Source organism: Micromonospora chokoriensis (genome assembly GCF_000718555.1).
Taxonomy (GTDB): Bacteria; Actinomycetota; Actinomycetes; order Mycobacteriales; family Micromonosporaceae; genus Micromonospora; species Micromonospora chokoriensis_B.
In genome coordinates, this window is record NZ_JOAN01000010.1 from 78,285 (window position 1) to 98,836 (window position 20,552).

Sequence of the window (20,552 nt, forward strand, 5' to 3'; positions counted from 1 at the left end):
ACGGTCCGCGTCAGCCGAAGCTGGCGCGGACCGTCGGTCGCGACGTCCCGCTCGACGAGCGGGAGGCAGGTCAGAACTTCGGCGCGTCCGGTGCCTCGAGCAGGCCGAGCCGGAGCGCGGTCATCAGGGCCTGAGCCCGGTTGGCCGCGCCGAGCTTCTCGTAGAGCTTGGAGATGTGCGTCTTCGCCGTGGACTCGCTGACGAACAGCTGCTTGGCGATGCCCGCCACGCTCATCCCGTCGGCGAGCAGCCGCAGCACCTGCCCCTCCCGCGGGGACAACTGCGGGCCGGACGGCGCGAGCCGGCGCTTCATCGCCTCGGCCAGGTCGGCCGCGGTGAACGCGCTGGGGGAGGAGGCGGCATGCCGTGCGGCGGCCACCACCTCGTCGGCCGGGGCGGTCTTCGGCACGAAGGCGCTCGCGCCGGCCTCCAGAGCGCCGAAGAGCTGGTCGTCGCCGGCATACATGGTCAGCACCACGATGCCCATCGACGCGCTGGACTTGCGCAGCGCGCGGGTGGCCTCCAGGCCGCTGCCGTCGGGCAGCCGCAGATCCATGATCACCACGTCCGGCTGCAAGGCGCCGGCCTGGCGTACGCCCTCCGCCGCCGTGGCCGCCTCACCGACGACCTCGAACTGGCGGTCGCGCTCGAAGGCGTGCCGCAGGCCCTTGCGAATCAGGTCATGATCGTCGACAAGGAGGACCTTGGTGCGGGTGGCCGGTATCGGACTTGTGGTCATCCTCGGGTTACTCCCCTTCTGGTGCTGCGCTGCCGCGCACGTTATCGCGCCGGGCCGAGGTGCCGAGAACCACCGCCACGGTTGTGCCGCTGGGTTGCCGCGGCCTGATCTCCAACCGGCCCCGGATACGTTCCGCCCTCTCGGCCATGATCGCAAGACCGTACCGTCCGTCGGGGCGCTGGTCAGCCATCCCCTGACCGTCATCCGACACTTCTATTTGCGCGTACGGGGGGTCGACCTCACACGTGACCCACAAATTCGACGCTCCGGCGTGCTTGCGCGCGTTGGTCACCGCCTCCTGCGCGATGCGCAGCAACTCGGCCTCCGTCGCGGCCGGCAGCCGGGCGGTGGACTCGTCCAGCGAGAGGTGCACCCGCAGCCCGCCGGACGCGCCCACGGTGCGCGCGTACTCCGCGATCGCCGCGGCCAGCCCACCTTGGCGGTCCACCTCGCTGCGCAGCTCGAAGAGGCTCAGCCGCAGCTCCTGGATCACCCGGGTCACCTCGCCGCGCAACGTACGCAGGGCCTCGGCGGTCTCGTCGGCGTCGTCGAAGACGGTGGCCAGGGCGTTGTCGATGCCGTAGCCGACCATCACCAGCTCCTGCGCCACCCCGTCGTGGATCTCCCGGGCCAGCCGCTGCCGCTCCTCGTTCGTGGCCAGCGAGCGCACCTCGTCGAAGAGCAGCGCCGCCTCCAGCCGCAGCGCGGCCGGGCGGGTCAGCGCGGTCACCCGGGACACCACCGGCGGTGGGTACGCGTGTGCGGCGTCGGCCTCCAGCACCACAAGCCCCACCGTGCGCACCCCGGCGAACAGCGGAACGATCAGCGCGGAGACGTCCCCGCCACGGTGCGAGCGGGACTGCGACCGCGCGGCCGTGGTGGCCTGCTGGCTGGCCCAGGCGTCGGCGATCGCCGAGTCCGCGTCCAGCGTCGTCTCCCAGTCCACCCGATCGACACCGGCCTGGGCGAGCACCACGAGCCGGCCGCCGCCGCTGGCCGACAGCACCGCGCCCCGGTCGGCGCGGGCCACCGTGCGCAGCTCCTCCAGCAGGTGCTCGGAGATGCCGCCCGGATCCAGCGTCGCCCCGGGAAGTTGCCGGGCCACCGTGCGCAGCTGGGTCAACAGCCGGGTGGCCTCGGCGTACGGCTGGGGTTTGCCCTCACCGCGGACCGCCATCACCCGGTGCAGCGTGCTGGCGGCGTAGAGCCCGAGCGCCGCCAGGATCAGCCACTGCGCGCAGACCGCGAGGTAACCCGGCTGGCCGAGCTGGCGCCCTCCGTCGACCTGGGTCAGCGCGCCGCTGACCAGCAGGGTGGCGGCGGTGACGACGAGCAGGGCGGCGCCTTCGCGGAAACGACGGCGCAGCGCGGTGACGGTCACCGGGACGGCCAGGTAGGGCAGCACCGCCGACGCGCCCAGGCCGTCGACCGTGCCGCCAATGGACGCGGCGGCGGCGACGTGGCTCGCGGCCAGCCCCAGGACCACCACCTCGGCCACCCGGCTCAGCGGACCGACCAGCCGGTGCTGTGGTGCCAGCAGCGACGGCAGCCCGGCCACCGCCAGCAACGCGATCCACCACAGCTGGGCGACGTCGTGGGTGGCGAAGAGGGTCAGGACGGCGACCAGCGCCAACATCACCAGGCGGGCGGCCGCGGCGAGGGGATGCGGGTGCGGTGCGGTGGCTGTGGATGCGGGCACGTGACGGATGGTAGTCAGCCTCGGTAGATATCGGCGATCTCCGCCGCGTACGTCTTGTGGACAACCTGGCGTTTGACCTTGAGCGACGGGGTCAGCTCGCCGGTCGCCTCGGTGAAGTCGCGGGGCAGGACCCGGAACACCTTGATCGCTTCGGCCTTCGAGACGGCCTGGTTCGCGGTGTCGATGGCGGCCTGGATCTCCTTGCGGAGGCCCTCGTGCTCGCGCAGCTGCTCGACCGAGGTGTCGAGGGGCATCCCGGCGCCTTCCAGCCAGGTCGGCAGCGCCTCCTCGTCGACGGTGACCAGCGCCGCGATGAACGGCTTGCGGTCACCGACCACGACGCACTGGCTGATCAGCGGATGCGCCCGGACCAGGTCTTCCAGCACGGCCGGAGCGACGTTCTTGCCGGCGGCGGTGACGATCAGCTCCTTCTTGCGGCCGGTGATGCTCAGGTAGCCGTCGGAGTCGAGCTGGCCCAGGTCACCGGTGCGGAACCAGCCGTCGGTGCTGATCGCCTCGGCCGTCGCCGTCTCGTTGCGCCAGTAACCCGCGAAGACCAGCTCGCCGGAGATCAGAATCTCGCCGTCGTCCTCGATCCGCACGGTCACGCCGGGCAGCGGGCGGCCGACGCTGCCGATCCGGGTACCGGTGGGCAGGTTCGCGGCGGCGGCGGGCGAGGTCTCGGTCAGGCCGTAGCCCTCCAGGACCGTCACGCCGATACCCCGGAAGAAGTGGCCGAGTCGGGCGCCGAGCGGCGCGCCGCCGGAGATCGCGTCCCGGCAGCGTCCGCCGAGCGCGGCGCGTAGCTTGCGGTAGACCAGCCGGTCGAAGACCACGTGCTGGGCGCGTAGCGCCAGCCCCGGCCCGCCCGGGGTCTCCAGAGCCTCGCTGTACGCGATAGCGACCTGCTCGGCGCGGGCGAAGATGTTGCCCTTGCCGTCCGCCTCGGCCTTCTGCTTGGCGGCGTTGTAGACCTTCTCGAACACCCGGGGTACGGAGAGCACGAAGGTCGGCCGGAACGCCTGCAGCTCGGCGACCAGGTTCTTGGTGTCGGCGCAGTGCGCCATGGTGGCCCGTGCCTGCACGACGCCGATCTGGATGAGCCGGGCGAAGGCGTGCGCCAGCGGGAGGAAGAGCAGGGTGCTCGCGCCGGCGTTGAACAGGTTCGGCAGCACCGGCACCGCGTTGGCGACGTCGGCGTACATGTTGCGGTGGGTGAGCACGCAGCCCTTGGGTCGGCCGGTGGTGCCGCTGGTGTAGATGATCGTGGCCAGGTCGTTGGCGCGGACGGCCTTGCGCCGCCGCTCGACCTCGGCCAGCTCGACGGCGGCGCCGGTCGTGACCAGCTCGTCGACCCCACCGAGGTCGATCTGCCAGACCTGGCCCAGCTCGGGCAGTCGGTGCCGGACACCGGCGATGAGGGCGGCGTGCGCCTCGGTCTCCACCACGACGGCGACCGCGTTGGAGTCCTCGAGGATCCACGCGGCCTGCTCGGCGCTGGACGTCTCGTAGATCGGCACGGTCACCGCGCCGACGGCCCAGATGGCGTAGTCCAGCAGGGTCCACTCGTAGCGGGTACGACTCATCAGTGCGACCCGGACACCCGGCTCGATGCCGGCGGCGATCAGCCCGCGGGCGACGGCGGCCACCTCGTCGCGGAACTGTAGGCAGGTCACCTCGGCCCAGGCGGTGGCGGTGCCGTCGGCGCTCGGGGTGGGGCGGGCGAACTGGACGGTGTCGGGCGCGACCTCGGCGTTGTCCCAGACCGGATCGGTGAGGTTGGCCGCGTCGCCAACGGTGACGATCGGCGGGACGGAGAACTCGCGCACCTGCACTCCTTCGTGCTCGCACTGGCCGGGCTGACCGCCGCCGTGGGCGTCGGTTGTGTCGAAACCTACCCGCCGCGCGGTCCGAGGGGGACAGGCAGGAGGGTCGGTGGGGCGGTGTGGCGTGCGAGCGGTACCCGCCGGGTAGCCTCCCCCCATGGCGGACTCCTCCACCCAGTCGATCATCATTGGCGCCGCACCGGATCGGGTGACGGCGGTCATCTGCGACTTCGCGCGCTACCCGGAATGGACCGACGCGGTGCGTCGCGCCGAGGTCATCGAGGAGTACGAGGACGGCTACGCCAGTCAGGTGCAATTCACCATCGACGCCGGGGTGATGGCCGACGAGTACGTGCTCGCCTACGAGTACGCCGAGGACCTGTCCCGGATCGAGTGGCACCTGATCGCCCCCTCGAAGATGCAGAAGGCCCAGCGTGGTTCGTACGACCTGGTAGGTAACCCGGACGGCAGCACGACGGTGACCTACACGCTGGAGGTCGACCTGTCGGTCGGAATGCTCGGGATGTTTCGGCGCAAAGCCGAGAAGATGATCATGGACACCGCGTTGAAGCAGCTCAAGCGCCGGGTAGAAGCAACCGGCGCGGCGCAGTGACGTGTCCGGTGGCACGGTAGAGGAGCCGACGATGGGCGCAACGGATCCGGGTTCGGCCCGGGAAGAGGCAGAGCGACTGGTCGCCACCCTGCTCGCGGGGGCACGACTGGCCTCGGTCGGCTCGGCGGGCGACGCGCTCGGCTCGTTGGGCGGGATGTTGTCCGGTGTCCTCGGTCACAGCGCCGGTCCGGACGGGCGCTCCGGCGTCGGCGGTGCTTTCGCCACCGGTTCGCCCGAATGCTGCGTCTGCCCGGTCTGTCGGGGCATCGCCGCGTTGCGCGACCCAAGTCCGGAATTCGCCGAACGCCTCGCGACCGGCGCGGGTGACTTCGCCGCGGGCGTGGCCAGCCTGCTCCGTGCGTTCTCACCGGCGGAACCGCCTGCGACGAGCCCGTTCGAGCCGGCCGCCGCCCCGAGCGCCCCGGCGTCTTCGACACCCGCCGCGAGCACCGACGACGTGCTTCCGGAGCCAACCCCGAGCGCCCCGTCCACCGGGGCCGGCGACGATCACGTGTGGCGCGATGCCACCCGCACCGGGCATGATTCTCAGCCGGCGCCGGAGCGGGATGTCTGGTCGGTCGCCACCCGGACGGCGGACCCACTCGCCCCGGCCGCCGTACCACCCGTCGACGAGGCCGGGTCGGCGACCGTACCGGTACCGACCACCCGTCCCGTGGTGCCCGCCTCGCGGGTGCCTGACGACACCGGCGCGCAAGCATCGGGCGACGGCGCCTGAGCGCGGGACACACCGATCCGGACCGGCACTGGGCCGGGACACGGGCCGGACAGCACAGCAGAGGGGGGCGGCAGCGGTGACGCTGACCATCGGAGTCGACGTCGGTGGCACGAAGGTGGCCGGCGGTGTCGTGGATGACACCGGCACGGTCCTCGTGCAGACCCGACGGGACACTCCCGCCGATGACGTTGCCAAGACCCGCGACGTCATCATCGAGCTGGTCGGCGAGCTGGCTGCCGGGCGGACGATCGAGGCCGTCGGCATCGGCGCGGCCGGCTGGATCGACGCCAGCCGTTCGACAGTGCTCTTCGCCCCCAACCTGGCCTGGCGTGACGAGCCGCTGCGCGAGTACGTCAGCGAGGCCATCGGGCTCCCGGTGATCGTGGAGAACGACGGAAACGTCGCCGCCTGGGCCGAGTTCCGCTACGGCGCGGCCCGTGCCGCCGACGACTCGATGATCATGTTCACCATCGGCACCGGCGTGGGCGGCGGCATCGTCCTCGGCGGCGAGCTGATGCGCGGCGCGCACGGCATCGCCGCTGAGCTGGGCCACATGCTGGCCGTGCCGGACGGGCACCAGTGCGGGTGCGGCCGGCTGGGCTGCATCGAGCAGTACGCCAGCGGCAGTGCCCTCGTCCGGTTCGCCCGCGCGGGCGCCCGGCAGGAGCCCAACCGGGCCACCGCTCTGCTGGAGCTGGCCGGCGGTGAGGCCGAGGCGATCACCGGCCCGATGGTGACCGCCGCCGCGCAGGGCGGCGACCCGATCTCCGCCGAGGCGTTCGCCCAGATCGGCCGGTGGCTGGGCACCAGCCTCGCCGACATGGCGCAGATCCTCGACCCGCAGACCCTGGTGGTCGGCGGCGGTGTGATCGACGCCGGTGACCTGCTGCTCGGCCCGACCCGTCGCTCGTACCTCGACGCGCTCGCCCAGCGTGGTCGCCTGCCGGTGGCCGAGGTGCTCCCGGCGAAGCTGGGCAACAGCGCCGGGGTGATCGGCGCCGCCGACCTGGCCCGCCGGATCTGAGGCGGTCGGCGATGGGCGTGCCGCTGCGGGTGGTGTCGTACAACATCCACAGCCAGCGCGACGACACCGCCGCGCTGGCGGCAGTGGTCCGGGCCGCGTCGCCGGACGTGGTGATCGTGCAGGAGGGGCCGCGCCGGTTCCGGTGGCGGCAGAAATCCGCCACGTTGGCCGAGTCGTTCGGGCTGGTGGTGGCCGCCGGCGGGCTGCCCGCCCTGGGTAACCTGCTCCTGACCAGCCTGCGGGTTCAGGTGCGGGGCACCCGCTGCCAGCGCTTCCCGCTGACCCCCGGCCGGCACCTGCGCGGTGCCGCGTACGCCGACTGCCGGGTCGGCGACGCCCAGTTCACCCTCGCCGGTTCGCACCTGTCCACCGACCCGGCCGAGCGTCCGGCGCAGGCCGCCGAGTTCAAGCGCGAGCTGGACTCGGCGACCAGCCCGGTGCTGGCCGGGGCGGACCTCAACGAGGGACCGGACGGGCCCGCCTGGGCCACCGTGTCGCGCGGGTTGACCGACGCCGCGGTGGCGGCCGACCGGGCCGAGCGGCTCACCTACTCCTGCGCCGACCCGCGTCGACGCATCGACGCGCTCTTCGTCGACCCGCGGATCACCGTGGTCGACTACGACGTGGTGGACACCCCAGAGACCCGCCGGGCCAGCGACCACTTCCCGGTCCTGGTCGACCTGCTCCTGCCCAGCACCGGCTGACCCCCGACCCTGGCTCTACCGTCGACGCGTCCGGCTCAGGACTGGACATCCGGCTCGGTTGTGGAGAGGATTTCGCGGCGACCGGCACGCCTGCCGTACCCAAAAGGAGATCCCCCCGGTGTCCACCTCCACCGACCACGGCCGGCCTGACCCGGAGGCGACCTCGTCCGCGGTGAGCGGCGACGGCCGCCCGGTCTCCGACCGGGGCGACACGGTCTGCGTCATCGGGGCCGGGGCCAGCGGCCTGACGGCCATCAAGAATCTGCGCGAGCACGGGTTCGGCGTGGACTGCTACGAGCGGGAAACCGGCATCGGTGGCGCCTGGAACTGGCGACACGACCGCAGCCCGGTGTACGCCAGCACCCACCTGATCTCGTCGAAGCCGTTCACCCAGTTCCCCGACTTCCCGATGCCGGACTCCTGGCCGGACTACCCGCACCACAGCCAGCTGCTGTCGTACTTCGAGCGGTACGCCGACCACTTCGACCTGCGTTCACACATCTGGTTCGGCACCGAGGTCATCCGGGTCGAGCCGGCCGAGGGCGAGCGGTGGGACGTGACCACCCGCTCCACCGGCGGGTACGGCCCCGAGCGCACCTCCCGGTACGCCGCCGTGGTGATCGCCAACGGGCACAACTGGTCGCCGAAGCTGCCCCGCTACGAAGGTCTCGAACAGTTCCGTGGCGAGATCATGCACGCCTCGTCCTACAAGGACCCGGCGCAGCTGCGCGGCAAGCGGGTGCTGGTGGTCGGTGCCGGCAACACCGGCTGCGACATCGCCGTCGAGGCCGCCCAGCAGGCGTCGCGCTGCTGGCACTCCACCCGCCGCGGCTACTGGTACGCGCCGAAGTACGTCCTCGGCCGCCCCGCCGACCAGGTGAACGACAGCCTGCTGGCGCTGCGGGTGCCGCTGCGGGTACGGCAGTGGCTCTACCACTGGACGATGCGGCTGACCGTCGGCGATCTGACCCGCTTCGGCCTGCCCAAGCCCGACCACCGGGTGTACGAGACGCACCCGATCGCGAACAGTCAGCTCGTCTACTACGTGGGCCACGGCGGCATCGGCCCGGTGCCGGACATCGCCCGATTCCACCCGTACGCGGTCGAGTTGGCCGACGGCCGCGAGATCGACCCCGAGGTGGTCATCTTCGCCACCGGTTACCTGCCTCGCTTCGAGTTCCTCGACGCGTCGGTCTTCGGTGACAGCGCGGGCGCCGGCCGGCCCACGCTGTGGCTCAACGCGTTCACCCCGGGGCACCCGACCCTGGCCGTCGCCGGCCTGGTGCAGCCAGACTCCGGGTTGTTCACCCTGTCGCACTGGCAGATGGTGCTCTTCGCCCGACTGCTGCGGGCCCGCCGGGACCGACCGGAGCGGGCTGCGGCGTTCGCCCAGCGGGTGCGGGACCGGGCCGGAGAGCGGTACTCCGGGCAGGTCAAGGAGAGCAGCCGGCACTGGTTCGAGGTCGGGCACGCCGACTACCTGCGCGCCGTCGAGCGCGCCCTAGTCGACCTGGAGGCCAAGTGAGCGCGAGAAGTGAGTTGCGGATCATGCGGGGCCGGGAGTGGTCTCGCCCGGTCCGGCCGGCCCGGCGGGAGGTGCTCAGCGCGATCCCCGAGCTGGAGGAGGGGCGTCCACCGCTGCTCTTCGTGCCCGGGTTCGGGCATGGCGCGTGGGCGTTCGCCGAGCACTGGTTGGGGCACGCGGCGTCGCGGGGTTTCCCGGCGTACGCGGTGAGCCTGCGCGGGCACGGTGGCAGCGAGCCGGCGCCGGAGGCGACGCTGCGCGCGTACGCCCACGATGTGGCCCAGGTGGCCGCGAGCCTGCCGCGGCAGGCGGTGCTGGTGGGGCACGGCGCCGGGGCCCTGGTGGTGGCGCACGCGATGGCGCGCTACCCGGCGCGCGGCGCGGTGCTGGTGGCACCGGTCTTCGGTGGTTGGGGCGTGCTGGGCGCGGCACTGCGCCGCAACCCCGGGGGTACGCTGCCGGCGGTGTTCGGCGGGCCGTTGCGGCTCAACCGGGGGCAGCTGTTCAGCCGCGAGTTGCCCGACGAGGAGGCCCGGCGCTATGTCGGACGCCTCGGTCGGGCGGGTCGGCGGGCGCAGTGGGCGCTGCTGGGTGAGCCGGAGGCCGAGCCGGCCGTGGGTGCCCCTGCGGTGCTGGTCCTGGGCAGCCCGGACGACCGGGTGGTGCCGGCGTCGACGTTGACCCGGGTGGCCCGCCGGTACGGTTCAGCGCCGCTGCTCTTTCCCGGGATGGGCCACGACCTGATGCTTGACGCGCGGTGGGCGGAGCCGATCGACGCGATCCTGGACTGGTTGGAGAAGGAGCCCGCGGCGCGCTGAGCGACGCGGGGCCCTCGGCGGTCAGCCGCTGGTCTGATGGGCTGCGGTGCCGGTCGGGGTGGTGGGCCGGGGCACCCGAGCGGCGCCGTCGGGGCCGGTGTCGGTGCTGGTGGTCAGGCGACTGATCAGGGCGCCGCCCTCGTCCAGGGCACGAAGGTAGGAGCGGGCCCAGGCCCGGATGTCGTGCTGGTGCAGGTGGGCTCGCATGGCCCGCATCCGCTCGGTGGTGTCGGCCGGGGTGGCCCGCAGTGCCGCGCGCAGGCCCTGCTTGAGCCCCTCCAGGTCGTGCGGGTTGACCAGGTACGCCTGGGACAGCTCGGCGGCGGTGCCGGCGAACTCGCTGAGCAGCAGGGCACCCGTGTCGTCGACCCGCGCGGCCACGTACTCCTTGGCGACCAGGTTCATTCCGTCGCGCAGCGGGGTCACCGCCATCACGTCGGCGACCCGGTAGAGCGCGGCCAGCTCGGCCCGGTCGAACGGCTGGGTGAGGTAGTGGATCGCCGGCTCGCCGACCCGGCCGAACTCGCCGTTGATCCGGCCGACCTCGCGTTCGATGCGCTCGCGCAGGATCTGATATTGGCCGACGCGCTCCCGGCTCGGCATGGCGACCTGCACCAGCACCGTGTCGCGGACCTTGACGTCGCCGCTGGCCAACAACTCGCTGTACGCCTTGAGGCGCTGCTCGATGCCCTTGGTGTAGTCCATCCGGTCGACGCTGAGGATGACCTGCCGGGGATCGCCGAGGTCCTGGCGTAGTCGGCGGGCTCGGGCGGCCACATCGGGGCGGGCGGCGAGCGCACCCATCTCGGCGGTGTCGATGGAGACCGGGAACGCGCCGATGCGGACCACCCGGTCGTCGACGCCGATCCGCCGGTCGGTGGCCGGCAGCTCCAGCACCCGGGTCACCAGTTGGGCGAAGTTGTGCGCCGCCTGCGCGCGCTGGAAGCCGACCAGGTCGGCGCCGAGCATGCCGCGGAGCAGCTCGGCCCGGCGGGGAAGCTGCATGAACAGCTCCGGTGGCGGGAACGGCACGTGCAGGAAGAACCCGATGCGCAAATCCGGACGGAGCGCGCGCAGCTGACCGGGGACCAGTTGCAGGTGGTAATCCTGCACCCAGACCACCCCGCCCGGCTCGGCCACCTCGGCGGTCGCCTCGGCGAAGCGCTGGTTGACCCGCTGGTACGCCTCCCACCACCGGCGGTGGTGCTGTGGCTGCTCCACGGCGTCGTGGTAGAGCGGCCAGAGGGTGGCGTTGGCGAACCCCTCGTAGTGGTCGCGCAGGTCCTCCGGGCTCAGCGCGACGGTGTGCATCCGCACGCCGTCCACATCCGGTAGGGAGGGGGCCGGACCGGTGCCGCCGGCCCAGCCGACCCAGGTCGCAGGGGTGTGCCGCAGGAGCGGGTGCAGGGCGCCGACCAGCCCGCCCGGGCTACGTCGCCACTCGCAGGCCCCGTCGGGCGCCTGATTGTCGTCGATGGGAAGGCGGTTGGCCACCACCACGAGAGAACTCTGTCGCATCTCGGGCATTCCGATCAGCAGAGGACTGACCGCCGCGAGCAAGGAAAAACCGGTCAGTCAGCGGGGGAAGTGACGTACAGCGGTATTCCTACTGACAGTAAGTTACACCACTGTTACGACCTCGGCGGGTCGCTGCTGTCCCGGGATGCGGGCCGAACTCAGACGACGGCGCCGTTGTCCGGGTCGTCCTCGTCCTCGTCGCCGGGGCGTAGCCGCCAGATCAGCGTGACGAAACCGGCCAGGATGCCGGTGAACCCGAACAGCGTGACCGCCGAGCGGTCCACCGGGAGCAGCCACGGGAAGAGGAACAACACGAACCCGACGACCACCCCGAGCGCGCCGACCACCGCGTACTTGCTGACTCGGGGCAGTGGCGGCGGTGGGGGCGGGTGGTACCCCTCGTCGTCCTCGTCGTCGGGTAGGTCGGCACCGAAGGTGTCCAGCCCGTCCAGCAGCGACGGCTCGTCCGGTCGGGTGCCGCGGCCCACGGAAATCCCGGAGATGTCGGTCGCGGACGGTAGCCGCCGGACGTCGGTGGCGGTCGGGCCGGGCTCGTCGGCACCGGAGCGGGTCAGCGGCCCAGCGGACGGCTCGTCCCGTACGTCCCGTTCGTCCACATCCTCCGCGGCTGGCCACGGGTGCTCACCAGTCGTGGAGGTGGTGTGGAAGCCCGCCACGATTCGTGCCCACTCGGCATCGATGTCCGGTTCGTCGCGAGCCGGCGGCTGCTCCCCAGTGGCCTCGTCGGCGAGCTGGGTCAGATAGTCGCGTGCGGTGGTCAGGTGCGAGCGGTCGACATAGAGCCGGTCGACCGGTCGGGCCGGCACGGTGGTGGTGCGGGTGACCGGGTTGAGATCGGCGGAGGGCTGGAGGTAGGCGGCGATCCCGCCGGCGGCCAGCACGTCGAGCAGGTGCTCACCGACGCGCGGATCGACGTCGCCGACGATGGCGTACTCGTTCGCGTCGAGCCCGTTGTCCCGCCGTCCCCGGCGGGCTCCACCCGCTGACACCCGGACATCCCCCTTAACGCGCCTTCCGGCGCGGCCACGCCCTGCCCCTCGACGCCCGTCCGCACGCCGTGCTCTGAATCGTGACACGTCAGGGCATGGTTCCGGGAGTGCGTTGTGTCGCGTCTTGCAAACTCACGGCTGCTGCCGCAGGTCGCGGCGGGGCTTCTTTGTCCGTTCTTGCGCGACAAGTGTGATCTCGGTGATCGTTGACGGCAGCCCTGTCGACCGCGGCCAATGCCCGGTGGTGGTGGGTGCGGGCCGGTGTCGATGCGTCAGCTCCGTTGTGGTGGCAGCGCTCGCTTCGTAGGCTCGTCGGCGACGACGGCGTTCCCTGGCCTGGCGCTGTCGCGGGCCCACCACGGGAAAGGACGCCGGTGCTCTACTGGCTGTTGAAGTACGTCATCCTCGGTCCGCTGCTCAAGCTGATCTTCCGCCCGCAGGTGGAGGGCCTGCACAACGTGCCGGCGACCGGTCCGGTGATCCTGGCGAGCAACCACCTCTCCTTCTCCGACTCGATCTTCACGCCCTTGATCACCGCCCGGAAGGTCACCTTCGTCGCCAAGGCCGAGTACTTCACCGGCAAGGGGATCAAGGGTTGGCTGACCAAGATGTTCTTCGTCGGCACCGGCACGATCCCGGTGGACCGCTCCGGCGGCAAGGCCGCCCGCGCCGCACTGGACACCCAGTTGCAGGTGCTGCGCGCCGGGGGAGTGGCCGGCATCTACCCGGAGGGCACCCGATCGCCCGACGGGCGGCTCTACCGGGGGAAGACCGGGGTGGCCCGGCTCGCTCTGGAGAGCGGCGCGGTGGTGGTGCCGGTGGCGATGCTCAACGCCGACGAGATCCAGCCGCCGGGCAAGCTCATCCCCAAGATCGACCGGGTGAAGATCCGGTTCGGCGCCCCGCTGGACTTCTCCCGTTACGTCGGGCTGGCCGGCGACCGGTTCGTCGAGCGCGCGGTCACCGACGAGATCATGTACGAGTTGATGGAGCTCTCCGGTCGGGAGTACGTCGACATCTACGCCCAGAAGCTCAAGGAGCCCGTCGGAGCGCCGCTGGCCGCCTAACCACCGCCCGTGCCGGCCCGGTCGGCGGTCAGGGCAGGTGGAGCAGGGCGGGGGCGTGGTGCCGGGTGGCGAAGTCGTGCAGGCGGGCGTGGACCACCGTGGCGGCCGGCGGGTCGGTCTCGCGCAGCGGGCCGTACGCCAGCGCCAACGTGATGATCTCGTCGGTCACGGCGGTCATCCGGGCGTAGCTCGCCGCCGCCGAGGCCAGCAGGTCCGCCGCGGTCGAGGCGTCCCCGTCGTACCGGGCCAGCGTGGCGTCGGCGACCTGACCGGCGGCGCGAGCCCACGGGGTCATCCGGGGCGCCCGGTCCAGCATCTGCCGGACCAGCCGGGCCGCGTCCGCGCCGAGCACCCCGGCGACGTGCCCGACGGCCGGCACCCACTCGGCGAACGGGATCATCCGGGTCCGTCGCCAGTCCTCGTCCAACTCGGTGAGCAGCGCCATCGCCTCGCCCCGGCGGCCCTGCACGGCGCGGCACAACGCCGCATGCGCCAGGGTGGAGCGCAGCACCCGATGGAATCCGCTGCGCCGCGCCGCGACCAGCGCCCGCTCGACCAGATCCGGGTCCGTGCCGTCCAACTCCGCAGTTGCGTCCGGCGCAGTTCCGTCCAGCCCGCGCATCCACTCCGAGATGGCCACGATGTGCAGGTCCCACTCCGCGGTCGGCCGTCGGGTCGACTCCGCCGCCATCGCCAGCGCGGCCGTCCAGTCGCCCGCGTAGTACGACCGTGCCCACTTGTCGGCGAAGCTGGTGGCCAGGCTGTGCTCCCCGCCCAGGTCGAGGGTGAGCTGCTCGTCGACCAACCGGGCCGAGCCGGCCAGGTCGCCCTCCTCCTGCAACGCCCAGGCCAGGTTCTGCACGGCCCGGCGTCGACTGGTCAGCCGCTCTACCCGGCAGTGCTCGGTTACCTCCGCCAATTCCGGGAACGCCGAGGCGGAGCCGGCCAGGTAGCGCGCGACGGCCAGGGTGATCCGCGCGTTGGCCTGGACCTCCCGCAGTTGGAGCCGCTCGGCGAGGGACTCCGCCGCCCGCGCCGCGGTGCACGCCGGGTCGGTCTCCGCGTTCAGCATGTGCACCCGGGCCAGCTCCAGCAGGGCGCTCGCCTTCTCCTGACTGTCCGGTAGGTCGCTGTAGATGCTGATCGCCTGGTCCAGGCAGTGCAGGGTCGTCGAACGGTCGGCCCGACTCCACGCGGCGGTGGCGAGCAGCGTCCAGGCCCGTGCCGCGCCCGTCCGGTCGCCGCTCGTGGTGAGCCGCTCGGCCAGCCGGGTGAGGGTGTCCGTGCCCCCCGCCACCAGGAAGGCGTCCCCGTCGCGATAGAACGCCAACTCGGCGTCGAACAGCTCCAACGCCGGGTCCGGCCCGACGTCCAGAGCCAGCGCCCGGCCCACCAGCGCGGCGGCGGTCTCCAGCGCGTGCAGCTCGTACGCCCGCCGGGCCGCCCGGTGCAGCGCGGCCCGTGCCGGCGGGGCGTAGGGGGAGGTGTCCAGCCCGACGGTACGGGCGATCTCGTGTGCCGCCCAGCGATGGTGGGCCAGCACCTCGGCCAGGTCGTACTGCCGGCCGTCGGTGAGCTGCGCCATCCAGTCGGCGGTGCGTTGGTGGCGCAGCACCCGCTCGGCCCGGGGCAGCCGCTGGTAGCAGACGTCGCGCACCAGGATGTGCCGGAACCGGTATTCGGACTGGCCGGGCATCGTCGACGTGCTCTGCTCGTACACCAGGTCGCGACGTTGCAGGTGGTCCAGCGCACGCTCCACCCACTCCAGCGGCCGCCCCAGCGCCATCGCCACCGGCGCGGCCCAGAACACCACGCCGACCACGGCGGCGGCCTGGAGCACCGCCCGGTCGGCCGGGTCCAGCAGGTCGAGCCGGTTGGCGATGACCGCCTGCACCGTGCGAGGCATCTCCGCGCCACCGTCGAGGTCGGGGCGGGCGGCCGGACCGACGGCGTCGAGCAGACCGCCGTCGAGCAGCATGCGGGCGTACTCCTGGGCGTAGAGCGGGTTGCCGTCAGCGAACTCGATCAGCGGGGTACGCGAGCTGACAGGCAGCGTCGCCTGCCCGAGCAGCAGCGAGTAGAGCGTGTCGATGTCGGTGTCGTGCATCGGCGGCACCGAGATGGACATCGCGCCACTTATCGTGCCGGTCCACGCCGGGTGCCGTTCCCGCAGCTCCGGGCGGGCGGTCGCGACGACAAGCAGCGGTACGCCGCGCGCCGTCGCCCCCAACTGCTCGACGAAGGCGAGCATCGACTGGTCGGCCCAGTGCATGTCCTCGAAGGCCAGCACGGTCGGGCCGGTGGCCGCGAGGGCGAGCAGGAACCGCCGCCAGGCGGCCTCGGTCTCACCGGGGGTGAGTCGTTCGCCGGGTACGCCGATCAGCGGCCCGAGCGCCTCGGCCAGCCGCGTCGCGTGCGGGTCGGCGAGCTGCGCCAGACGGGCCCGCAGCCGCTCGCGCAGGGCGACCGGGTCGTCGACCTCCGGCACGCCCACCCAGGTCTTCACGATGTCCGACAACGCGGCCCAGGTGACGTTCTCGCCGAACGGCGGGCACTGCCCGACGAGCCAGGTGATCGGCGGGCCGGGCACGCTGCCGGCGTGCCGGGCCAGCTCGCGCAGCAGCCGGCTCTTGCCCACACCGGCCGGGCCGAACACGGTCACCAACTGGGAGGTCCGCTCGGTCACCATGCGGTGCAGCGCGTTGACCAGCAGGCCGCGCTCGTGCTCCCGGTCCACCATCGGGGTCAGCTCGGCAGCGCGCGGGTCCCGGTGTGGTCGGACCTGGACGGCCAGCCAGATCCGGCTCACCGCGGACCGGCCGCGCAGGGTGACAGGTGGTCGGTCGGCGTACTCCATCTCGTGTCGGGTGGCCGACCAGGTGCTCTCGTCGACGACGACACCGCCCGGCGGGGCGAACCCCTGCAACCGGGAGGCCGTGTTGACCACGTCTCCGGTGACGAAGGCCTGACCGCCGTCGCGGGTTGCGGAGAGGTCCACCAGGGCCTCGCCGGTCGCGATGCCGACCCGGAAGCCGAGCGGCGGCTGCGGGCCGGCGGGCTGGCGGGCGAGGCTCCGTTGCAGCTCCAGGCCGGCACGGACACACCGCAACGCGTCGTTGTCGGTGGCCACCGGCGCGCCGAACAGCGCCATCGCCGCGTCGCCGATGTACTTCTCGACCACCCCGCCGTACTGGTGCACGATCCGTCGCACCGTGGCGAAGTAGGTCTGCTGGAGACTGCGGGCCTGCTCCGGGTCGGCCTGCTCCGCGTACCTGGTGAAGTCCACGATGTCGACGAAGAGGACACTGACCTGACGCCGGTCCTCCTGCACCACGACGACGTGGTCGCGCAGCGGTTGGCCGCAGCTGGTGCAAAAGTTGACCTCGGTGCTGTTGACGTGCCCGCAGTGCGCACAGTTGAGCCCGAGCGGCTGGCCACAGCCGCCGCAGAAGCGGTCGTCCGGCCCGGCCGCGCGGGCGCAGTGTCCACACTTGAGGTCGATGTTCAGCTCCGTGGGCGAAAGAGGGTCAGTATCCCGCTCGGCCTGGCCAGTCGGGTACCCGACGTGCGGATGGGCAACGTCATCGATCGGCCGGGGTTAGTGTTTCGTGCCAGGAAGTTTCATGTCAGGGAGAGTGCCGTGCAGGTACGACTGTCCGCCTCGTGGACCGATCCGGGTGGCACGCTGTGGGCTCCGGGCGACACGATCGACGTCGATGCGGTCACTCTCGCCGAACTTGAGGAGCAGGGCATGGTGGAAGAGCCTGAGGGTCAGTCGGGCGGGTCGGGGGAGACCACGACCACCTCGTCGAGCACGTCCACGGCTGGTAAGCCGACCGACCCGAAGAAGATCGGTCCGGGGCCGGGTGCGCCGCCGGCCGACAGCACGGAGAACTGATCGACCCGGTGCGGCCGGCGGACCCATGGGTCCGCCGGCCGCACTCGTCCACATCGGAAGTCTCACCGGCGACGAACCCGGAGCGGGGCCGGTCGGTCAGCGGTCGTTCATGCCGGCGCGGCGGCGCAGCGCGGCCACGTCGGTCACCACGATCCGGCGGCCCTCGGTACGCAGCCAGCCGCGGCTGGCGAACGAGCCGATCGCCTGGTTGACGCTCTGCCGGGAACCACCGGCCATCTCGGCCAGTTGGCTCTGGTTGAGCTCGATCGTGATCATCGGCGCCTGGCTCTCGCCGGCCAACCGGACCAGCGTCTTGGCCACCCGGCCGGGCAGGTCGAGGAAGACGTGGTCGGCGTTCTGCTCGGTGAGCCGGCGGATCAGCCCGCCCAGCGAGCGCATCACCGCGTCCAGGATGCGCGGGTTGGAGTGCACCAACTCCATGAACGCGCCCCGCGAGAGCGCGAGCGCCGCGCAATCCTCGATGGCCTCCGCCGAGGCGGACCGGGTGGACGCGTCGAGCAGGGAGACCTCACCGAGCACGTCCGGTGGACGGATAACCGACAGCACGGCCCGCTCGCCGGTGGGCGCGGTGCGGAACACGGCCACCGCGCCACGGCGCAGCACGATCAGCGACTCGCCGGGGTCGTTCTCCACGAAGAGCAGTTGGCCCTTGCGATAGGTACGCGGAACGGCGGCAGCGATGACGCGTTGCCGCACCTCGGGCTCCAGCCCGGCGAACATCTCGACACCCGTGAGCGCGTCACCCGGCTCTGGCAGGCGAACCTCCACGGCCCAACCCCTCCCCGGTCATGGACCACACAACTCGCTCACCGGGCGAACCTGATGGGCCCCGACTAGGTGAACTGACACCGATTCGGCGTCCGGTAGCGGTACACATCAGATCATGACGGTCCGGTCGCTTGCTGTACACCCCTCGAAGCACTTCCGTGACCGTCACGAGCTGTGATCTGTCGATTACCGAGGCGTCGGGGTGGCTCGACGCCTCCGTGGAGGTGGGCCCCGCCGGGCACGGCCGCGCGGCGGTGGGCGAAGATGCCCGGAATGGTCTACCGCTACTTCTACGACTGCGAGTTCATCGAGGACGGCACCACCGTCGACCTCGTCTCGATCGGTGTCGTCGACGAGTACGGCCGCGAGTTCTACGCGGTCTCCACCGAGTTCGACGACTCCCGCGCCGTGCCCTGGGTCCGCCGCAACGTGCTGGACAAGCTGCCCTCGCCGGCGGACCGAGCCTGGCGCTCGCGCGAGCGTATCCGCGACGACCTGTACGACTTCCTGGTCGAGCCGATCCGGGACCGGCCGGGGGAGCAACTGGAGCTGTGGGCCTGGTTCGCGGCGTACGACCATGTGGTGCTCGCCCAGCTCTGGGGTGCGATGCCGGCGCTGCCCCGGGAGATTCCTCGCTACACGAAGGAGCTGCGGCAGCTCTGGGACGACCGGGGTAGGCCGACGCTGCCAGACGCGGACGCGGCCCGGCACGATGCTCTGGTCGATGCCCGGCACAATCTGGCCCGCTGGCGGGCGATGACCGCCCGCTGAGTGGTGGCCACGCCGCCGTAGGTTTGACCGGTTCTGTCCCGGGCATCGGTTCGACCAGCCGAGCCAAGGGAGATTGCCATGAGCGACCAGCCGACCAGCGCCGCGCAGGCACGCGCCCGGGTCACCGAGCTGGCCCGGGCCGCGCGGATCTGCATGCTCACCACTACTGCTCTGGACGGGCGGCAGGTGAGCCGGCCGATGGGGCTCCAGGAGGCCGAGTTCGACGGCGACCTGTGGTTCTTCGCCTACGCCGACTCGGCCAAGGTCCGCCAGCTCCGGGTGAACCCGGAGGTCAACGTCGCCTTCTCCGATCAGAGGCACAACGCGTGGGTGTCGATCTCCGGCACCGCCACCGAGGGGTTCGACCGGGCCCGCGCCGAGCGGCTGTGGAACCCGCTGCTCAAGGCGTGGTTCCCCGACGGGCTGGATACCCCGGGTCTCACGCTGATCAAGGTGCACACCAGCTCCGCCGAGTACTGGGAGTCGCCGAGCAGCACCGTGGTGAACCTGCTCGGCTACGCGAAGGCCGCGGTCACCGGCCGACCTCCCAAGGCCGGCGAGAACCGCGGGGTGACGTACTGACCGGGGCGGGTGGCCGGGGCGCGCTGTCGCCGTACCGGCGGGCCGACTACAGTGCGCAGTGACGGCCCGCCCCGGGCCGGCAACGGCGCCGATGGTCTGACCTGACACATATCCTGGGGCATATCGGGCTTTACCTGATGCTCCAGGAGGATGAGCGGATCATGCGTATCGGCGTGCTCACCGGCGGCGGCGACTGCCCCGGTCTCAACGCGGTCATCCGGGCGGTGGTCCGCAAGGGCGTCGCCACTTACGGTCACGAGTTCGTAGGCTTCCGGGACGGTTGGAAGGGCCCGCTAGAGGGTCTGTCCCGGCCCCTGGGTATCGCCGACGTCCGCGGCATCCTGCCCCGCGGCGGCACCATCCTCGGCTCGTCCCGGACCAACCCGTTCAAGATCGAGAACGGCGTCGAGCGGATCAAGGACAACCTCGCCGAGCAGGGCGTGGACGCGCTGATCGCGATCGGCGGCGAGGACACCCTCGGCGTGGCCACCAAGCTCTACGAGCTGGGCGTGCACGTCGTCGGCGTGCCGAAGACGATCGACAACGACCTCGGCGCCACCGACTACACCTTCGGCTTCGACACCGCGGTCAACATCGCGATGGAGGCTATCGACCGCCTGCACACCACCGCGGAGAGCCACCACCGCACCCTGGTCGTCGAGGTGATGGGCCGGCACGCCGGCTGGATCGCCCTGCACGCCGGCCTGGCTGGCGGCGCCAACGTGATCCTGCTGCCCGAGCGGCAGTTCGACGTCGACCAGGTGGCCGGCTACGTCGAGAAGCGCTTCCAGCACCAGTACGCCCCGATCGTGGTGGTCGCCGAGGGCGCCCAGCCGCTCGACGGCCAGATGGTCCTCGCCAACCAGGAGCTCGACTCGTTCGGCCACGTCCGCCTCGGCGGCATCGGCCAGTGGCTCGCCGAGCAGCTGGAGGCCAAGACCGGCAAGGAAGCCCGCACCGTGGTGCTGGGCCACATCCAGCGCGGTGGCACCCCGAGCGCCTTCGACCGGGTGCTCGCCACCCGCCTGGGCCTGCAGGCCATCGACGCCGTCAACGACGGCGACTGGGGCAAGATGGTCGCGATGCAGAGCACCGACATCGTCCGGGTTCCGCTGGCCGACGCCACCCGCGAGCTGAAGACGGTGCCGCTGGAGCGGTACGCCGAGGCCGAGGTCTTCTTCGGCAGCTGATCGACGGTTGGCGGCGCGGCGGGCCTGCGGGTCCGCCGCGCCG

18 protein-coding genes are annotated in these 20,552 nt (G+C 71.9%); 11 read left to right on the forward strand and 7 right to left on the reverse strand.

Annotated elements, in window-relative coordinates; translation table 11 throughout:
* Window positions 1-70: 70 nt before the first annotated feature.
* From IF46_RS0114745 to IF46_RS0114755, 3 genes are read right to left on the reverse strand one after another with little or no spacing between them, the layout of a single operon-like run.
* Complete coding sequence (locus tag IF46_RS0114745; protein ID WP_030337723.1) at window positions 71-739, reverse strand: response regulator transcription factor; 669 nt, start codon at window positions 737-739, stop codon at window positions 71-73.
* A 7-nt stretch (window positions 740-746) separates the two neighbouring features.
* Window positions 747-2,438: a sensor histidine kinase gene (locus IF46_RS0114750; RefSeq protein WP_030488906.1), complete on the reverse strand. Its 1,692-nt coding sequence runs from the start codon at window positions 2,436-2,438 to the stop codon at window positions 747-749.
* A gap of 14 nt (window positions 2,439-2,452) precedes the next feature.
* Window positions 2,453-4,267, reverse strand: coding sequence for an AMP-dependent synthetase/ligase (locus tag IF46_RS0114755; RefSeq protein WP_030488907.1), 1,815 nt, complete (start codon window positions 4,265-4,267; stop codon window positions 2,453-2,455).
* Between the two features lie 154 nt (window positions 4,268-4,421).
* Here IF46_RS0114755 and IF46_RS0114760 point away from each other — a divergent pair, with 154 nt between their 5' ends.
* The 6 genes from IF46_RS0114760 (at window position 4,422) to IF46_RS0114785 (ending at window position 9,684) form a co-directional block, all read left to right on the forward strand.
* The gene (locus IF46_RS0114760; RefSeq protein WP_030488908.1) at window positions 4,422-4,877 is read left to right on the forward strand and encodes an SRPBCC family protein; all 456 of its coding nucleotides are present in this window, start codon (window positions 4,422-4,424) and stop codon (window positions 4,875-4,877) included.
* Window positions 4,878-4,908: 31 nt separating this feature from the next.
* The gene (locus tag IF46_RS0114765; protein WP_030488909.1) at window positions 4,909-5,613 is read left to right on the forward strand and encodes a hypothetical protein; all 705 of its coding nucleotides are present in this window, start codon (window positions 4,909-4,911) and stop codon (window positions 5,611-5,613) included.
* Between the two features lie 76 nt (window positions 5,614-5,689).
* Complete coding sequence (locus IF46_RS0114770; RefSeq protein ID WP_030488910.1) at window positions 5,690-6,637, forward strand: ROK family glucokinase; 948 nt, start codon at window positions 5,690-5,692, stop codon at window positions 6,635-6,637.
* A gap of 11 nt (window positions 6,638-6,648) precedes the next feature.
* Window positions 6,649-7,341, forward strand: a complete 693-nt coding sequence (locus IF46_RS0114775; protein WP_030488911.1) for an endonuclease/exonuclease/phosphatase family protein — start codon at window positions 6,649-6,651, stop codon at window positions 7,339-7,341.
* A gap of 118 nt (window positions 7,342-7,459) precedes the next feature.
* Window positions 7,460-8,866 (forward strand): flavin-containing monooxygenase, encoded by a 1,407-nt coding sequence (locus IF46_RS0114780; RefSeq protein WP_030488912.1) that lies wholly within the window; start codon window positions 7,460-7,462, stop codon window positions 8,864-8,866.
* A gap of 23 nt (window positions 8,867-8,889) precedes the next feature.
* Window positions 8,890-9,684 carry an alpha/beta hydrolase gene (locus tag IF46_RS0114785; protein ID WP_030488913.1) on the forward strand — a complete coding sequence of 265 codons (795 nt, stop codon included), beginning with the start codon at window positions 8,890-8,892 and terminating at the stop codon, window positions 9,682-9,684.
* Window positions 9,685-9,705: 21 nt separating this feature from the next.
* Here IF46_RS0114785 and IF46_RS0114790 read toward each other — a convergent pair whose 3' ends face one another.
* Both IF46_RS0114790 and IF46_RS0114795 read right to left on the reverse strand, forming a co-directional pair.
* Window positions 9,706-11,202 (reverse strand): alpha,alpha-trehalose-phosphate synthase (UDP-forming), encoded by a 1,497-nt coding sequence (locus IF46_RS0114790; protein WP_232234043.1) that lies wholly within the window; start codon window positions 11,200-11,202, stop codon window positions 9,706-9,708.
* 158 nt (window positions 11,203-11,360) lie between these two features.
* Window positions 11,361-12,212 carry a hypothetical protein gene (locus IF46_RS0114795; RefSeq protein ID WP_030488915.1) on the reverse strand — a complete coding sequence of 284 codons (852 nt, stop codon included), beginning with the start codon at window positions 12,210-12,212 and terminating at the stop codon, window positions 11,361-11,363.
* A gap of 374 nt (window positions 12,213-12,586) precedes the next feature.
* On the opposite strand from IF46_RS0114795, the gene IF46_RS0114800 reads away from it, so the two are divergent.
* Window positions 12,587-13,279: a lysophospholipid acyltransferase family protein gene (locus IF46_RS0114800; RefSeq protein ID WP_030488916.1), complete on the forward strand. Its 693-nt coding sequence runs from the start codon at window positions 12,587-12,589 to the stop codon at window positions 13,277-13,279.
* Between the two features lie 28 nt (window positions 13,280-13,307).
* Here the strand turns inward: IF46_RS0114800 and IF46_RS0114805 are convergent, their stop codons facing one another.
* Window positions 13,308-16,868: an adenylate/guanylate cyclase domain-containing protein gene (locus IF46_RS0114805; protein WP_332261492.1), complete on the reverse strand. Its 3,561-nt coding sequence runs from the start codon at window positions 16,866-16,868 to the stop codon at window positions 13,308-13,310.
* A gap of 51 nt (window positions 16,869-16,919) precedes the next feature.
* Here IF46_RS0114805 and IF46_RS33815 point away from each other — a divergent pair, with 51 nt between their 5' ends.
* The gene (locus tag IF46_RS33815) at window positions 16,920-17,177 is read left to right on the forward strand and encodes a hypothetical protein (RefSeq protein WP_084597913.1); all 258 of its coding nucleotides are present in this window, start codon (window positions 16,920-16,922) and stop codon (window positions 17,175-17,177) included.
* A 96-nt stretch (window positions 17,178-17,273) separates the two neighbouring features.
* Here IF46_RS33815 and IF46_RS0114815 read toward each other — a convergent pair whose 3' ends face one another.
* Window positions 17,274-17,966 (reverse strand): Crp/Fnr family transcriptional regulator, encoded by a 693-nt coding sequence (locus tag IF46_RS0114815; protein WP_030337710.1) that lies wholly within the window; start codon window positions 17,964-17,966, stop codon window positions 17,274-17,276.
* Window positions 17,967-18,239: 273 nt separating this feature from the next.
* Between IF46_RS0114815 and IF46_RS0114820 the strand changes: the two genes are divergently transcribed.
* The 3 genes from IF46_RS0114820 to IF46_RS0114830 all read left to right on the forward strand — a co-directional run bounded on the left by IF46_RS0114820 (window position 18,240) and on the right by IF46_RS0114830 (window position 20,509).
* Complete coding sequence (locus IF46_RS0114820; RefSeq protein WP_030488918.1) at window positions 18,240-18,737, forward strand: polyadenylate-specific 3'-exoribonuclease AS; 498 nt, start codon at window positions 18,240-18,242, stop codon at window positions 18,735-18,737.
* Between the two features lie 78 nt (window positions 18,738-18,815).
* The gene (locus IF46_RS0114825) at window positions 18,816-19,319 is read left to right on the forward strand and encodes a pyridoxamine 5'-phosphate oxidase family protein (RefSeq protein ID WP_030488919.1); all 504 of its coding nucleotides are present in this window, start codon (window positions 18,816-18,818) and stop codon (window positions 19,317-19,319) included.
* A gap of 161 nt (window positions 19,320-19,480) precedes the next feature.
* The gene (locus IF46_RS0114830) at window positions 19,481-20,509 is read left to right on the forward strand and encodes a 6-phosphofructokinase (RefSeq protein WP_030488920.1); all 1,029 of its coding nucleotides are present in this window, start codon (window positions 19,481-19,483) and stop codon (window positions 20,507-20,509) included.
* Window positions 20,510-20,552: the final 43 nt, after the last annotated feature.